The organism is Streptomyces sp. NPDC053427 (genome assembly GCF_044544985.1).
Classification (GTDB): domain Bacteria; phylum Actinomycetota; class Actinomycetes; order Streptomycetales; family Streptomycetaceae; genus Streptomyces.
Genome location: NZ_JBITYA010000012.1, coordinates 40,908 through 56,732, shown reverse-complemented (window position 1 = coordinate 56,732; position 15,825 = coordinate 40,908). Strand labels below are relative to the sequence as shown.

Below are 15,825 nucleotides of genomic sequence, written 5' to 3'. Positions count from 1 at the left end.
GTATCCCCTTCGTTCGTCGAAATGCAGAACTTCGAAATGCAGGTGAGGCGTCTGGGCGGATGGCCGGCGGAAGTCAGCGGCTGCGCGGGTCCAGTGCGTCCCTCAGGCCGTCACCGAGCAGGTTGAACGCCAGCACGGTGACGAAGATCGCGAGGCCGGGGACGATCATGTACTGGGGGTCGACCTCGTAGTACTTGACCGCCTGGTTGAGCATGCCGCCCCAGGACGCCTGGGGCGGCTGGATGCCGACGCCCAGGAAGCTCAGCGCCGCCTCGAAGAGGATGTTGGAGGGGATCAGCAGCGTCGAGTAGACGATGATCGGCCCCACCAGGTTGGGCAGCAGTTCACGGAAGAGGATGAACGGCCCGCGGGCACCCATGCCGCGGGCGGCGTCCACGAATTCGCGCTCCCGCAGCGACAGGGTCTGCGCCCGCACGATCCGTCCCATGTACGGCCAGTTGAAGAAGCCGATCACGAAGATCAGGACGGAGATGTGCAGCGGCAGGCCCTCCAGGCCGAACGCGCCGCCCTGGAGGGAGGCGGAGATCGCGATGGCGAAGAGCAGCAGCGGGAAGGCGAGGAAGACGTCCATCATGCGGCTGATGAAGGCGTCCACCCGGCCGCGGTAGAAGCCGGCGACCACGCCGAGGACGGTGCCGATGGCGACGGACAGCAGCGTCGCGCCGAAGGCCACGATCAGCGAGACCCAGGAGCCCTCGATGATGCGGGCGAGCAGGTCCCGGCCGAACTTGGGGTCCACGCCCAGGGGGTGATCGCCGCTCATGCCGCCGAAGTCGCCCTTGGGCAGCGTGGTGTTGGGGTCGATCAGGTTCTGGTTGGGGCTGTCCGGGTCGAGGCCGAGCAGGGACTGGATCGGGCGGGAGAGCGCGGCGAGCACGACGAGCAGGATGACAACGATGGCGCCCGCCACCGCGACCTTGTCGCGCTTGAAGCGCAGCAGCGCGATCTGGCCGAGCGAGCGCCCCTCGATGCGCTTGCTCTCCACGCCTTGCAGCACCGCTTCCGGCTGCGCCTCAGCAGCCGCCCCGGTGGTCTCGATCGGTGCGGTCACGGTGCCTTTGACCCCTCTCGGCCGACGGTGGTCGGCCCACGCCCGCCGCGGTAGCGGCCTTGGTTCACATCACTGGTGCAACGGCCGCGATGGGGCGGCCGTGCAGGTCGATCGGGCATCGCGGAAGTGCGTCCGTGGAAGTGCGGAGGATGCGCGCGACGCCGGTTGGGATGGTCGGTCGTACAAAGAACCGAAGCTCTCTGTTGCCGGAGTCTTCATCCGATTCGCGATCACTCACCAGTCCTGACGGTGAATGGATGCGCAACTGTGATGTGGCTCGCGGGGTTCCGTTATACGGACGGCAGTAGTGGCTGAGCGGGGCGCAGGTCCGCGAGAAAGGGGCTCAACCGCGGGGCACACGGGGCCAATTCACCCCAAGATCGACGCCTGGTGGCGGCGTTCGGTGCTGACGTGGGCGTCAGTAGGGGCGCGGGTAGCCGTAACCGTAGGTGGCGGGGGCGGGCGGCTGTCCCGGCGCCCGGCCGTAGCCGTCGCGGTCGAAGAAGGGCCGGGTGGAGGCGCGCATCCACATGGCGACGGGGTCGTATTCGTCGTTCATCGCGACCGTCGAAACGGGCAGACCGTCCGGAACGGCACCGATCGACTGCTGGACCATCAGCCGCACCGAGTCCACGGCCGGCTGCCCGGCGTCGTACAGATCCAGCCCGATCGCCAGATAAGGGGCACCCAGGGCGGGTTGCACCCAGGCCCGGCGCAACGACCGCACAGCGGGCGTCCGGTGGGCATTCTGGGCGAGCAGGGCATAGAACTGCGGGATGTCGATGACCGGTTCGGAGATCCGCAGCGGCCCGGCCGGCAGCCGGTCGAGGCCGCCGGCGATGCGGCGCAGATCGAGCCAGGGGATGCCGACGCCGCCGCCGGGGGCGTGCGGGTTCAGCCACAGACCCCAGCGGTCGGGGAAGAGCGAGGCGGCGATCTCCACGCCGGTGACGAGTTCGTGGTCGCGGTTCCAGCCGGAGGCGGCGAGTTCGGCGGCGGAGGTCACGCAGGGCGCGTAGCCCAGGCCCTCGACCTCCATGTTCCCGTACTGCGCGTCGGGCATCCCGGCACGGCCCTGCCACAGGAGCATCCAGACCTGACCGGCGGCGAGCGCGTGCAACAGCGCCTCGTAGGCGTCGTAGCGGCCGGGCGAGACCTGCTGCAGCATCTGCTCGACCTGGTCGGCCGCCGCCGCTCCCTGATGCGCACCCGCGCTCACGTGGATCGTCCCTTCTCATCGGCGGGGCGCGTGGGGGTGCGCCCGCCTGTCATGCCACCAGCTTACGAGTGGTCCCGGGAGAAGAAGGGTCGCACGCGCTCCAGCAGCCAGTCGGCGACCGGGTCGCCTTGTGCGATGTCGAGCATCACCAGTTGCACGGGCCAGGGCACCGGCACCGCGCCGAGCGCACGTCCGAGGGCATCGAGCACCGCATCGCGGGCGGTGCCGTCCTGCAGCGCGGAGGCGGCGGCCTCGACCTGCACACCGACGAACAGCGCGGGCGTGTCGCCCTCGACGCTGGCCAGGGCACGCCGGGCAGTCAGGACAATTCCGGCAGCGGAGAACTCCAGTCCGGCCGCGGCCAGGAAGTCCACCGGCTCGTCCTGCCAGTCCGGTTCGAAGAGCCGCACCCGGCCGCCGCTCGGCAGACCGGCGTCCGCCTCGCCGCGTCCCGCCCGGCACAGTTGGGCCACCGCGGGCGGCGGCAGCGGGACGCCGATGGTGCCGTCCGGATTGACCGCGATCCCCAGCGTCGGCGGCAGCCCCCGGGCGAACTCCTGGGCCGGGGCGACGGTGAAGGACATATGGGACCCGACCACCTTCATGAACTCCTGCTCGGAGCTGAAGACCGGGACATAGGCCGCGCCCTCGATCTCGACCGTGGGCAGGTCCAGCCCGCGGGCGCCCGGTCCCGCGCTCTCCGGGCCGCCGCCGTTGGGCAGCGGCACCCACAACCGGCTGCGGCCCAGGACCTCCACTATCCGGCCGCCCGCACCCGGGTGCCCGACCGCGGCCCCGAGGACCTCCTCGAGCTCGTTCGCGGGCCAGGACAGCTGCGGTATCCCCTGGTCCGGGAAGTCCCCGTACGCCGGACCGCCGCCCTGCTCAGGGAAGTTCCCCTGCACCGAAAAGTTCCCCTGCTCCGGAAATGTCATCTGCATCCACCCGTTCCGAACCGCGCCTTCTGGCCAACGACCCTAAACGAGAAACCCGGTGGTGGAGCGTGCGGGGCGGCCGCCCGCCCGGACGTCCAAAGGCGAGCCGGTCGCTCAGCCGAAGCCGACCGTCTCCAGCGCGCTCGCCGTCCGCCGGTCCAGCAGCACCACCGAGCCGAAGCCCGCGGGCGGCCGCCCCGATGCGGCGGCGCCGACCAGCCGGCCCACCGCGCCCCGGTGCCGCGCGAAGGCGTACCCCGACACCCCCCGCCCGCGCGACTCCTGCCCGGACAGCGCCACCTGGGGCGACACGTCCAGCAGCACCAGATGCGCCCCGCCGCCCCGGCGCCGGGCCGACCGCGCGATCCAGCGGCGCACCCAGGCGAGCGTGCCGCAGTCGTGCACCACCACGCTGTCGCCGGAGCGAAGCGCCCGGCGCAGCCCGAGATAGTGCGCGGCCCGCACCAGCGGGCGGTAGATCCCGTACGGCAGCCGGCGCAGCCTGCCGCGCTCCCAGCGCTCGCGGACGTCCTGCGAATCGATGCGGTGCACCGCGGCGCCGCGCGCGTCCAGCACCGGCACGATGCGGTGCATCAGGGTGCTCTTGCCGCTGCCCGGCAGGCCGGAGACCACCACCAGGTCGCCGGCCGGGAAGCGCAGCTCGGCGGGCCGGTGGCCCGCGCCCCGCAGGTCCACGACGGCGGCGCTGCGGCCGGGCCGTACGACGCCGTGCGGTGCGGGCGTGGGGCGGCGCCCGGCCGCCGGCGGTCCTTGGGGAGCGTCCCCCGGCTGCGGGGGAGCAACCCCTGACGTCGTCGCGAATGCGGCTTCACTGTGCACCGTGATCGCCCCTCCCGGTCCGGTTCGGTGCCGGTTCGGCCCCGTTCCCACCTCGCAGAGTGTCAAGAAACGGTAATGCCCATCAAGGCGAATGCCGGATCCGTCCAGCTCGCGAGCCGGGTGACGGCCACCCCTCCTCGAACGGGCGATCCCGTGCAATGATGTCGGCGCCACGTGCGCATCTCTGCTCACTCGGGCACAGCCAACTGCATACCGGCCGCTTGAATCCGCGCGGGAGAGTCCCCGGCCGCCACGGCGGGGCGCCGAAGGAGCAAGTCCTCCCTTGAATCTCTCAGGCCCCTATACCGCGCGGGCGAGGCAGATCTGAAAAGCGAGCCGCAGCCCGGCTGAAGGGGCGGCTCCACCCAAGGTGCAAACCGGGTCCGTTCGCGGGATCCCGGTGAACCTCTCAGGTTCCGATGACAGATGGGGAGACCGTCTTGTCACCCATGCCTGGGAGCCCAGAACCATGACTGATGCCCCCCGCCGCACCGCGCTGGATGCCACCCACCGCGCGCTCGGCGCGACCATGACCGACTTCGCCGGCTGGGACATGCCGCTGCGCTACGGCAGCGAGCGCGACGAACACGTCGCCGTCCGCACCCGCGCCGGCCTCTTCGACCTCTCCCACATGGGCGAGATCACGGTCACCGGCCCGCAGGCCGCCGACCTCCTCGACTACGCGCTGGTGGGCAACATCGGCGGCGTCAGCACCGGCCGCGCCCGCTACACCATGATCTGCGACGACCGGGGCGGCATCCTCGACGACCTGATCGTCTACCGCCTCCAGGACCAGGAGTACATGGTCGTCGCCAACGCCTCCAACGCCCAGGTGGTGCTGGACGCGCTGACCGAGCGGCGGGCGGGCTTCGACGCCTCGGTGCGCGACGACCGGGACGCCTACGCCCTGCTCGCGGTGCAGGGGCCGGAGTCCCCGGGCATCCTGAAGCGGCTGACGGATGCGGATCTGGACGGCCTCAAGTACTACGCGGGCCTGCCCGGCACGGTCGCCGGTGTCCAGGCGCTGATCGCCCGTACCGGCTACACCGGCGAGGACGGCTTCGAGCTGTTCGTCCGGCCCGCGGACGCGGTCGCCCTCTGGGAGGCGCTCACCGAGGCCGGCAAGGACTCCGGGCTGGTCCCGTGCGGGCTGTCCTGCCGCGACACGCTGCGCCTGGAGGCGGGCATGCCGCTGTACGGGCACGAGCTGACCACCGCCACCACGCCGTTCGACGCGGGCCTGGGCCGGGTCGTGAAGTTCGAGAAGACCACCAACGACGGTGACTTCGTGGGCCGGGCCGCGCTGGCCGCGGCCGCCGAGCGCGCCGAGACCACTCCGCCGCGCAAGCTGGTCGGGCTGATCGCCGAGGGCCGCCGGGTGCCGCGCGCCGGCTTCCAGGTCGTCGCGTCCGACGGCACGGTCATCGGCGAGGTGACGTCCGGGGCGCCCTCCCCCACCCTGGGCAAGCCGCTCGCCATCGCGTACGTGGATGCCGCGTACGCCACGCCCGGCACCGAGGGTGTCGCCGTGGACATCCGTGGAACCCATGAGCCGTACGAGGTCGTGGCGCTGCCCTTCTACAAGCGCCAGAAGTAGCCGTTCACCGGCGCCTGAAGCAACGGTTCACCGCGGGAATGGCACGCGCTGCCGTCTCACTGTGCAAGACCGCTTTCACGATCACCCCTTCGCGTACAGGAGAATCGAGCCATGAGCAACCCCCAGCAGCTGCGCTACAGCAAGGAGCACGAGTGGCTGTCGGCCGCCGAGGACGGCGTGTCGACGGTCGGCATCACGGAGCACGCCGCCAACGCGCTCGGCGATGTCGTGTACGTGGAGCTTCCTGCGGTCGGTGCCACGGTCACGGCGGGCGAGTCCTGCGGTGAGCTGGAGTCGACCAAGTCGGTCAGCGACCTCTACGCGCCCGTGGACGGCGAGATCGTGGAGGTCAACGAGGACGTCTCCGGCGACCCTTCGCTGGTGAACTCCGCCCCGTTCGAGGGTGGTTGGCTGTTCAAGGTGAAGATCACCGGCGAACCGGACGACCTGCTCTCGGCCGACGAGTACGCCGCGTTCATCACCGGCTGACGCCTCCCGGTCCGCCCCCGTGCGGAGGCCTCCCGGACTCCGTTCGGGGGACCCCCTCGCGCCGCTCCCTGACCCCTCCAGGAAAGACTCATGTCGCTTCTCAACAGCTCCCTCCATGAGCTCGACCCCGATGTCGCCGCCGCCGTCGACGCCGAGCTCCACCGCCAGCAGTCCACCCTCGAGATGATCGCGTCGGAGAACTTCGCTCCGGTCGCCGTCATGGAGGCCCAGGGCTCCGTCCTCACCAACAAGTACGCCGAGGGCTACCCCGGCCGCCGCTACTACGGCGGCTGCGAGCACGTCGACGTCGTCGAGCAGATCGCCATCGACCGCATCAAGGCGCTCTTCGGCGCCGAGGCCGCCAACGTCCAGCCGCACTCCGGTGCGCAGGCCAACGCCGCCGCCATGTTCGCCCTCATCAAGCCGGGCGACACCATCCTGGGTCTCAACCTCGCCCACGGCGGGCACCTGACCCACGGCATGAAGATCAACTTCAGCGGCAAGCTCTACAACGTCGTCCCCTACCACGTCGACGAGAAGACCAACCTGGTCGACATGGAAGAGGTCGAGCGCCTCGCCAAGGAGCACCGCCCGAAGCTGATCGTGGCCGGCTGGTCCGCCTACCCGCGTCAGCTGGACTTCGCCGCCTTCCGCCGTATCGCCGACGAGGTCGGCGCGTACCTGATGGTGGACATGGCGCACTTCGCCGGTCTGGTGGCCGCGGGCCTGCACCCCTCCCCCGTGCCGCACGCCCACGTCGTGACCACCACCACGCACAAGACCCTGGGCGGCCCCCGCGGCGGCGTCATCCTCTCCACCCAGGAACTCGCCAAGAAGATCAACTCGGCGGTCTTCCCGGGTCAGCAGGGCGGCCCGCTGGAGCACGTCATCGCGGCGAAGGCGGTCTCCTTCAAGGTCGCGGCGACCGAGGAGTTCAAGGAGCGCCAGCGGCGGACCCTCGAGGGCGCCCGGATCCTGGCCGAGCGCCTGATCCAGCCGGACGTCACCGAGGTCGGCGTCTCCGTCCTCTCCGGCGGCACGGACGTCCACCTGGTCCTGGTCGACCTGCGCAACAGCGAGCTGGACGGCCAGCAGGCCGAGGACCGCCTCCACGAGGTCGGCATCACGGTCAACCGCAACGCCATCCCGAACGACCCCCGCCCCCCGATGGTCACCTCCGGCCTGCGCATCGGCACGCCGGCGCTGGCCACCCGCGGCTTCACCGCCGAGGACTTCCGCGAGGTCGCCGACATCATCGCCGAGGCGCTCAAGCCGTCCTACGACACCGAGGCGCTCAAGGCCCGCGTCACGGCGCTGGCGGACAAGCACCCGCTGTACCCGTCCCTGTGACGCGGTTCACGTCGTACCGCGCTTTTTCCGCGATGTGACGCGATTCACCACATAAGGAACCGGCCGTGAGCCCGGGGCCGCACACCTGCCCCGGACTCGCGGCCGGTCCGTGCCCGCACGGGCGCGCACCGTCGTCGCCCCCGGCGTCGGTCACCCGGCGTTGTCCCCGGCGACGGCCATCCGACGATGCCCGTCCATGGGCCTGGGCCGCCGTCCGGGTTACGCTCGAAAATCGGCGCAGAAACGTACCTGCTGCCGTCTGGGCTCCACCCCCGCCCCACCGCTCCACGTCCACCACGAGCAGACAAGGGAGTCCGCCACCGTGGCCATCTCCGTCTTCGATCTCTTCTCCATCGGCATCGGCCCCTCCAGCTCCCACACCGTCGGCCCGATGCGTGCCGCCCGCATGTTCGTCGGCCGGCTCAAGAAGGACGGTCTGCTCGCCCAGACGAGCGCGGTGCGCGCGGAGCTCTTCGGGTCCCTCGGCGCCACCGGCCACGGCCACGGCACCCCCAAGGCCGTCCTGCTGGGCCTGGAGGGCCACTCCCCCCGCACCGTCGACGTCGAGACCGCCGACGACGAGGTGGAGCGCATCCGCACCAGCGGCCGGCTGCGCCTGCTCGGCGCCGAGATCGGCGCCACCCACGAGATCGACTTCGACGAGAGCCGCGAGCTGATCCTGCACCGCCGCCGCTCCCTGCCGTACCACGCCAACGGCATGACCCTCTTCGCCTACGACGCGAGCGGCGCCCCGCTGCTGGAGAAGACCTACTACTCGGTCGGCGGCGGCTTCGTCGTCGACGAGGACGCGGTGGGCGAGGACCGCATCAAGCTCGACGACACCGTGCTCACGCACCCCTTCCGCACCGGCGACGAGCTGCTGCGCCTCTCGCGCGAGACCGGCCTGTCCATCGCCTCCCTGATGCTGGAGAACGAGAAGGCCTGGCGCACCGAGGAGGAGATCCACGAGGGCCTGCTCGAGATATGGCGCGTCATGCAGGGCTGCGTGGCCCGCGGCATGTCCCGCGAGGGGATCCTGCCGGGCGGCCTCAAGGTCCGCCGCCGCGCCGCCAACGCCGCCCGCGCCCTGCGCTCCGAAGGCAACGACGCCGCCCACGCCATGGAGTGGACCACGCTCTACGCGATGGCCGTCAACGAGGAGAACGCGGCCGGCGGCCGGGTGGTGACCGCTCCCACCAACGGCGCGGCCGGCATCATCCCCGCCGTGCTGCACTACTACGTCAACTTCGTCCCGGGCGCCGACGAGGAGGGCGTGGTCCGCTTCCTGCTCGCCGCCGGGGCCATCGGCATGCTCTTCAAGGAGAACGCCTCCATCTCCGGAGCCGAGGTCGGCTGCCAGGGCGAGGTCGGCTCGGCCTGCTCCATGGCGGCGGGCGGTCTGGCGGAGGTCCTGGGCGGCTCCCCCGAGCAGGTCGAGAACGCCGCCGAGATCGGCATGGAGCACAACCTCGGCCTGACCTGCGACCCGGTCGGCGGCCTCGTCCAGATCCCCTGCATCGAGCGCAACGGCATGGCCGCCGTCAAGGCCGTCACCGCCGCCCGGATGGCGCTGCGCGGCGACGGCCGCCACCACGTCTCCCTCGACAAGGTCATCAAGACCATGAAGGAGACCGGCGCCGACATGAGCGTCAAGTACAAGGAGACGGCACGCGGCGGGCTCGCCGTCAACATCATCGAGTGCTGATCGAACTCGCCCTGACCTGGGAGGTCTTGCGTTTCGGAGCGTTCACGACGCGTTGTCGTTGATCGCTCCGGGGCTCCGCAATTGCTCCCCAAGGAGGGCTGGTTCTCCCCAGCCGCTCCCCAGGAAACGCGCTGAAACGGCCCCGCCCTGCGTCGCGACGCTTGTCCGATGCGGGGCTAGGTCGGCTGACGCAATCCCTGCCTTGCGATGTCGTACCGGCGACACAAAGGGCCTGCGCTGATCTCGCGGCTCCTGTGCCACTCAGCCGGATTCGAACCCACAGCTGCTGAGCCGTAGACCATTGCCTCAAGATCCACGATCCGTGACTTCCCGCCGCCCCGCAGTAGGTGCTCGGTACGACCGAATACGACCTGGGCTCTCCAAGGTTGCATCCTCCCGGATTCGTCCTCCTCTTCCAGCCACTGACCTGCAGGAACGCCGCTGCCTGGGTCTTCACCGTTCAACGTGCAGTCGAATGCGGCAGTAAGAGGAGTGTTGCCCGCCAGCGACGTCGCCGTCAGTGTCGGTCCCGTGTGACAGGATCTCCGCCGTGAGCAATGAGCAAGTCGTGAGTCAACAGCCCCTCCGTGTAGCAGGCCTCTTCGCCGGCGTGGGCGGGCTTGAGCTTGGCCTGAAACAAGCAGGGCTGGAGACTGCCCTGCTTTGTGAGGTCTGGGAGCCGGCCAAGGCTGTTCTCACCAAGCAGTTCCCTGACGTCCCTCTCGATCCTGATGTCCAACATCTCAAGGCCCTGCCTGGTGACGTGGACGTCGTAACTGCAGGGTTCCCGTGTCAGGACCTCTCCCAGGCTGGCCGCACCGCTGGCATCGCGGGAGAGCAGTCTGGTCTCGTTTCTCATGTCTTCCGTCTGCTCCAGAAGCACCACCCGCGCTGGCTTGTACTGGAGAACGTGCGGAACATGCTGGTGCTCGACAAGGGCAAGGCGATGCTTCACCTCGTCCAGGAGCTCGAAGCTCTGGGCTACCGGTGGGCCTACCGACTCGTGGACTCCCGATTCACTGGCGTACCTCAGCGCCGTCAGCGCGTCCTCTTCGTAGCGAGCCTCACCGAAGACCCTCGTGATGTCCTCCTCTCCAAGGATGCTGGCGATCCGGACGAGAGCGAGCGAGCCACCGACGCTCACGGCTTCTACTGGACTGAGGGCCTCCGCGGTCTGGGATGGGCGCGAGACGCAGTCCCGACGGTCAAGGGCGGCTCGAGCCTGAGCATCCCATCGCCGCCGGGCATCTGGATTCCGAGCAATCCCGCAGGCCATCGGATTGTGACCCCGTCGATCACGGACGCCGAGCAGCTTCAGGGCTTCGACAAGGACTGGACCCTGACCGAAGCCACAGCCGACAAGAAGAGCGGCCGCGACCGCTGGAAGCTGGTCGGCAACGCAGTCACGGTCGGCGTTTCGAAGTGGCTTGGTGAGGAGCTCCTCAACCCTGGCAAGTACGACGAGTCTGAAGCCGACATGCTGTCGGACAGCGCTCGCTGGCCGACAGCGGCCTGGGGACAAAACGGCAAGAGGTGGCGTTCCTACGCCTCCATGTGGCCAGAGCACCGCGAGTACACGCACCTCATGGAACTCGTCGACCGCGGCGGCCTTACCCCTCTGAGTCATCGCGCGGCCGCTGGGTTCTACTCCCGCACCCAGAGGGCGAATCTCAAGTTCGATGAGACCTTCCTCCTTCACATGAAGGAACACGTCGAGCTCACGCAGCCGACAGTTACTGCTGGGAGCTAGGGAGCACACTCCGCGATCACCCGCTGATGCTCCCCCACGAACGCCCCAGGGCGTGGCGGCTGGCGCAGGCACCCAATCTCAATAAGCAGCCCCGCTGAGAACGACCAGGAGTTACGCTCGCCAGCGTGTCCTTGATCGAGATCAATCACCTTCTGGCCCCTGTCAATCACACTGCGCCAAGTGCCACGAAGTATCGGCTTTTGGAGGAATACCTCTCGGAGCAGATCAGCCCAGACGCAGGCAAGATCTACACCAGCTACGTCAACAAGGCCGGCAACATGACGGTACGGATGACGCAGTCGCCCCGTGCGCGGGAAGCAGACTTGCTGATCGCGCTCGTCCCGTACCAGCATCAGTACGAAGCCAGTGTTGACACCGCGCGAAGTGTCGTTCGAGACACAGGCCAGCCCATGTTGATCATGATGCGGCACGAGGAGGAAGAGCTGCCTTGGCGCCCCATGATCATGCTCACTGGACCGGAAGGCCATGAGAGCAAGAAGCTGATCGCAGAGCTGCGTAAGGCGTGCCAAGCCCCTGACTACGCATCCTCCAACTTCAAGGCGGAGCCCGTTTCCGATGCTGCGGCACACACGTTCCGCACTGCGGCGCTATTTACAGATCCAGGTGATCCTGAGCCCCCCAGTCCTCAGTTCGTGCCAACGCTGAAGATCGACGACCGAACGAGAAGGATGCTGCGTAACGCAATCGCATCCCACAAGGCCGTCATGCTCGTCGGCCCACCGGGCACCGGAAAGTCTTCCTTGGTCTGGGAGATCATCCGCGAGCTCCGAGAAGATCCGAGTGCATTCGGCATGACGATGGATCATGAGCTCATGACGGTCACAGCAGACGAAAGCTGGACAACACGCGAGCTCGTTGGAGGCGAAAGCGTAGACAAAGATGGCGCCATCAGTTTCGAGCCTGGCTATGTCCTGCAAGCGATCCAGAAGGACAAGTGGCTCCTCATTGACGAAGCCAACCGGGCAGACATGGACCGAATCTTCGGCGGGCTACTCACGTGGCTGACAGGCGATTCAACCGACTCCGTGACACTCGGGCGTGCAGCACCCGGGATTCCAGCTGAGATTCGTTTGGGGTGGACCGACGCCGCACGGTCCGAGGTAGGCACTGAGGACACCGCGGAAGACGAGAAGGATGAAGAAGAAAGGTTCACCGAGTACAGGGCCGGACGAGAATGGCGGCTAATCGGAACCTACAACTCCCTTGATGCACAACGCGTCTTCAGGTTTGGCCTAGCGCTCGGACGCAGGTTTGCCCAGATTCCCGTCGCTCCACCCAGACCCGAACTCTTCCGAGAGATCTTCGAAGAGCGGACGGCTGGACTAAAGATCTCTGAAGACTATGTCCCGGAGATCACCGAACGCATCGAGCGAATCTACAACATTCACTACTCAAGGCCGGAGACGGCCATGGGTCCTGCCCTCTTCCTGGCGCTCCCCAAGAGCGTAGAAGCAGGGCTGCAGAACTCTGACGCACAAATCCTTCCTCTGCTTGCCGAAGCATATCTACTCTGCTTTGGACCCTGGCTGGCCCGGCTCGACGATCCCATACTGGCCGAACTCGGCGAACAGATTTCAGGGACAGACGCCCTTTCCACAGAGTGGGACTGGGTAAACCAACAACTGCAGCACATCCGTTGATGAACGAAATAAACTCCGAAGAGCACGAACACCTGGTACCAGAAGATGGCCTCGAAGAGGTACTGCGGGGCTGGAGTAGCAAGGCACAGTTATACGCAGCCCTTGCTGGCGCCACAGATGACTGGGCCGAAGTTAAGTGGTCGCAGCGCGACATCCAACGGCGGGCTAATCGCATCCTGTTCGCCGAGTTGATCCCGATGATCGAAAAATGGCCCACAAGTGCGTCGGAATGGCTTGACGCCCTACCTGCTACCAGTCGACGTAATCGGCGAATCGCACCCAACCCAGGCCCTGGGATTGACTGGATCGCCACACGCAATCGAGGTAGATGGCCGCCTAGCGAGTACGTCCTGAATGAACGAGATAAAACTCCTGACCAGGTGATGGCAACCACTCTCACTTGGACAATCACGGAGATTCTCAAAATCCGCTCAGATGCCCTTAAAGTAGAGGAGAAATCACTCAAAGGCGCAGCAGAGAATCAGATTGGCGTACTGAGGGCAATTAAGGATATAAAGCCTCTGAGCTCCTCAGTGGGCCAACGACCAACCCGACAAGACCTGGATGCACTGCGAAGGTCCGGATCACCTTGGAACCACCTGGCCCATGTCGCAGCGTTCCTCGTAGAAGTAGATTCAGAGAGTCCGATGGAGTTTGCCAGAAGGCATCTGCTCCCGGACAAGAAGCTCCGGTGGCGCCTGTTTCACCTCGGGGTCCTGGGTGTCCTACTGAAGAGCCTTCGCTCGGCGAACTGGAAGCTAACCAGTCGACGACCTCTGTCAGCAAGCAAGGAAGACGGCCCTCAGTACACTGCGATCTCCCCTGATGGCCATGAGTGGGACATCTGGTTTGAGTCAGGGAGCATGTTCAAGCACTACGGAATTGACTCCCCCTACCGAGATCTCATGGCGGAGGCATTCTCTGGTGACGCCGACCCCGTGGGTGCTGACTTGGCGATCGTCCGGCGCGGAGCCGCTGCGTATCTATTCGAGTGCAAGTACACAGACGAAAAGGGAGTCCGCCGAGATGGCTACCATCAGATCACAACCTACGTGACTGAGGCACTTGAGCAACTTGTGGTTACTACCGAGGGCTTCATCGTGGGGCCTGATGACGTAGTAACAAACGGGGGATGCCAGATACTCGATGGGTCGCCAATCCACATCGTTGGACCCGCGCATCTGAGTACCTTCCTCCCCAAGCCTGAAGAGGAAGAACCGTTTGTCTCTTGATGAGGAGATAGTCGGCTCATCTCCCGCCTGCGGCATCGTAACTTCGGTGTCTTCATCACTTTCCTACTTCCACAAGCAGGTGCAGGAAGAGGGCGCGAAAACGGCCATCCCATCGCCCTCATCTGTGGCCGTGACATCACCGACCTGCTCCATGGGCACGGCTACTCCACCGTCGGGGCGGTCAGTTCCTGGCTGAACCAGAACTTCCCAATCTAGGCGCCGAAACGCACGAGGCGCTCCGCTCCGGCGTACAGCCGGAGCGGAGCGGCGATCAGGAACGGGCAGTCAGCTGCCAGGCAGCTGCGAACGCCGCGGCCACGGCAGCAAGGGTGACGATGGCGGGCCAGGGCCACCGGTTGACTTCCAGGCGGCGGATGCGCTCTTCCTGGTCGTTGATGGTGGCGAAGCCGTCGAGCTTGCCTTCGATGTGACTGACGCTCTCACGGACGCCACGGAGTTCGCCGTACATCTCGGCCGGGGTGATGGTGACGACCGGGGTCTGGTCGTCACTCACGGCCGGAGGGCTCCCTGCGGTACCTCGGTGACGCCGGGGCCGCGGCCGCCGGTACCACCGGTGGCTGTCAAGGTCACAACCGAGAGCACCGCGGCGATGCCGGCGAGCGCGAGGCCGCGGCCCCAGGGGAGGGCGAGCACGTCGGCCGCGTCGAGGCCGAGAGCGGCGATGAGGGTCTGGGACGGCGCCGAGGATGGCGGGGGGGGGGCGGCCAGCCGCTTCGAGGTTGACCGTGATCTCGGGAATCGTGGTCCGGTTCCAGGCCTCGCGCAGGTCGGCCTTGGCGTGCTCGGTGAGCGTCGTCTTGTCCTTGACGCTGGTGTAGTCCGAGGTGCCGTCCACGCGCGGCCAGCCCTATTCGAGTGCGCCCGGTATGTAGAGCGGCGTGGACATGAGGGGCCGCTTGTTGCCGGTGGTGGCGCCATGGGAGGTCCAGTGGGTGGCGCGGGTGGTGGCGTCGTGGGAGGTCCAGTGGGTGGCGCGGGTGGTGGCGTCGTGGGCGAAGCGGTAGGAGGTGACCGCGCCGGGGAAGTCGAGGACAGTGTCGGCGGGGCCGCGGGCGGTGGTGATGCGGGGGTGGCCGAGCTGGAGTTCCTTGATCCGTTCGCCAGTGTCGTTGCGGTAGCAGCGGACGCGCCATTCGAAGCCGTTGTCGGTGGCGGCGAGCTTGTTGAGCAGGTCGCGGAGTTTGGGCAGGTCATAGTGGCTGTACTTGCGGGTGCGCTTGCCCCCGGAGGCCTGGCGTTCGTCAAGGCGGATGCCGATGTCGCCGCCGTCTGTTGATTGGGCGAAGTCGACGAGGCGGCGGGCGATCTCGAACTGATCGACGCCGTTCACGTTCAGGTCGGCGGTCAGCAGGCGGTGGTCGAGGTAGCTATCGAAAGTGGCAGCCTGGACTTCAGCCTTGGCCGGAGTTCCGCGGGTGGTCGAGGTGGCCAGGGAGGTCCAGACGATGCGGCCCCACCAGGTCTCGCGGTTGCGCTCGATCCATACCGCGGTGCGGCCGGGGATCACGGCATCGGTGATGCGCTCGGCGGTGGTGCGGTCCGGCGCGGTGAGGGAGCCGGAAGAGGTGCCGGTCTTGCCTATGTAGTCCTTGATGCTGGCTGCGGACACGGGGAAGGCGTCGCGTACCTGGTCAGTCCGCAGGTCACAGAAGAGGGCGCGAAAACGTCGCCGTCATGCACGCTCCCTTCGATCAGAGGGGGCACATGACGCCGTGCAGGCTCAGCCAGGGCGGGGTGTCTCCGGTGTCGCTGATGACGACGCCCAGGCCGTTGCTGTGAAAGTCGGCCTTGATCGTCAGGATCGAGCTGGTCGCGGACGAGCACGCCACCGAGACCGTCCGCACTCCTGTGGGGCGGGCGATGGAGAGCAGGGCGCTGCGTAGGAACTTCCCGTCACCGCGCGGAGCGCCGCGGGTGTAGGAGACGTTCATTCCGCCGCGCCACTGCACGAACC

At 67.4% G+C, this 15,825-nt stretch carries 14 protein-coding genes and 1 riboswitch; of the genes, 7 read left to right on the top strand and 7 right to left on the bottom strand.

The window, feature by feature from the left end:
• Positions 1-73: 73 nt before the first annotated feature.
• The 4 genes from ACIGWZ_RS30270 to ACIGWZ_RS30255 all read right to left on the bottom strand — a co-directional run bounded on the left by ACIGWZ_RS30270 (position 74) and on the right by ACIGWZ_RS30255 (position 4,072).
• The gene (locus ACIGWZ_RS30270) at positions 74-1,072 is read right to left on the bottom strand and encodes an ABC transporter permease (RefSeq protein WP_400069905.1); all 999 of its coding nucleotides are present in this window, start codon (positions 1,070-1,072) and stop codon (positions 74-76) included.
• A 418-nt stretch (positions 1,073-1,490) separates the two neighbouring features.
• A complete protein-coding gene (locus ACIGWZ_RS30265) occupies positions 1,491-2,291 on the bottom strand; it encodes an enhanced serine sensitivity protein SseB C-terminal domain-containing protein (RefSeq protein ID WP_400069904.1) in 801 nt (266 codons plus the stop codon).
• Positions 2,292-2,353: 62 nt separating this feature from the next.
• Complete coding sequence (locus tag ACIGWZ_RS30260; RefSeq protein ID WP_400069903.1) at positions 2,354-3,226, bottom strand: enhanced serine sensitivity protein SseB; 873 nt, start codon at positions 3,224-3,226, stop codon at positions 2,354-2,356.
• A gap of 114 nt (positions 3,227-3,340) precedes the next feature.
• Positions 3,341-4,072 (bottom strand): AAA family ATPase, encoded by a 732-nt coding sequence (locus tag ACIGWZ_RS30255; RefSeq protein ID WP_400070109.1) that lies wholly within the window; start codon positions 4,070-4,072, stop codon positions 3,341-3,343.
• A 216-nt stretch (positions 4,073-4,288) separates the two neighbouring features.
• Positions 4,289-4,384, top strand: a riboswitch (glycine riboswitch).
• Positions 4,385-4,535: 151 nt separating this feature from the next.
• Between ACIGWZ_RS30255 and gcvT the strand changes: the two genes are divergently transcribed.
• The 7 genes from gcvT to ACIGWZ_RS30220 all read left to right on the top strand — a co-directional run bounded on the left by gcvT (position 4,536) and on the right by ACIGWZ_RS30220 (position 13,850).
• Positions 4,536-5,663, top strand: a complete 1,128-nt coding sequence (gene gcvT, locus ACIGWZ_RS30250; protein WP_400069902.1) for a glycine cleavage system aminomethyltransferase GcvT — start codon at positions 4,536-4,538, stop codon at positions 5,661-5,663.
• 111 nt (positions 5,664-5,774) lie between these two features.
• On the top strand, positions 5,775-6,152 hold the full coding sequence (gene gcvH, locus ACIGWZ_RS30245; RefSeq protein ID WP_400069901.1) for a glycine cleavage system protein GcvH: 378 nt from the start codon (positions 5,775-5,777) through the stop codon (positions 6,150-6,152).
• Between the two features lie 90 nt (positions 6,153-6,242).
• The gene (glyA, locus tag ACIGWZ_RS30240) at positions 6,243-7,502 is read left to right on the top strand and encodes a serine hydroxymethyltransferase (protein ID WP_400069900.1); all 1,260 of its coding nucleotides are present in this window, start codon (positions 6,243-6,245) and stop codon (positions 7,500-7,502) included.
• A 322-nt stretch (positions 7,503-7,824) separates the two neighbouring features.
• Positions 7,825-9,207, top strand: coding sequence for an L-serine ammonia-lyase (locus ACIGWZ_RS30235; RefSeq protein WP_400069899.1), 1,383 nt, complete (start codon positions 7,825-7,827; stop codon positions 9,205-9,207).
• Between the two features lie 550 nt (positions 9,208-9,757).
• Positions 9,758-10,957: a DNA cytosine methyltransferase gene (locus ACIGWZ_RS30230; protein ID WP_400069898.1), complete on the top strand. Its 1,200-nt coding sequence runs from the start codon at positions 9,758-9,760 to the stop codon at positions 10,955-10,957.
• A 125-nt stretch (positions 10,958-11,082) separates the two neighbouring features.
• Entirely contained in the window at positions 11,083-12,618 is a 1,536-nt protein-coding gene (locus tag ACIGWZ_RS30225; protein WP_400069897.1) for an AAA family ATPase, read from the top strand.
• A gap of 383 nt (positions 12,619-13,001) precedes the next feature.
• Positions 13,002-13,850, top strand: a complete 849-nt coding sequence (locus ACIGWZ_RS30220) for a hypothetical protein (RefSeq protein WP_400069896.1) — start codon at positions 13,002-13,004, stop codon at positions 13,848-13,850.
• Between the two features lie 271 nt (positions 13,851-14,121).
• Here the strand turns inward: ACIGWZ_RS30220 and ACIGWZ_RS30215 are convergent, their stop codons facing one another.
• The 3 genes from ACIGWZ_RS30215 to ACIGWZ_RS30205 all read right to left on the bottom strand — a co-directional run bounded on the left by ACIGWZ_RS30215 (position 14,122) and on the right by ACIGWZ_RS30205 (position 15,802).
• On the bottom strand, positions 14,122-14,364 hold the full coding sequence (locus ACIGWZ_RS30215) for a hypothetical protein (RefSeq protein WP_400069895.1): 243 nt from the start codon (positions 14,362-14,364) through the stop codon (positions 14,122-14,124).
• Positions 14,365-14,718: 354 nt separating this feature from the next.
• Complete coding sequence (locus ACIGWZ_RS30210) at positions 14,719-15,480, bottom strand: hypothetical protein (RefSeq protein ID WP_400069894.1); 762 nt, start codon at positions 15,478-15,480, stop codon at positions 14,719-14,721.
• An 82-nt stretch (positions 15,481-15,562) separates the two neighbouring features.
• Complete coding sequence (locus ACIGWZ_RS30205; protein ID WP_400069893.1) at positions 15,563-15,802, bottom strand: hypothetical protein; 240 nt, start codon at positions 15,800-15,802, stop codon at positions 15,563-15,565.
• Between the last annotated feature and the right edge of the window lie 23 nt (positions 15,803-15,825).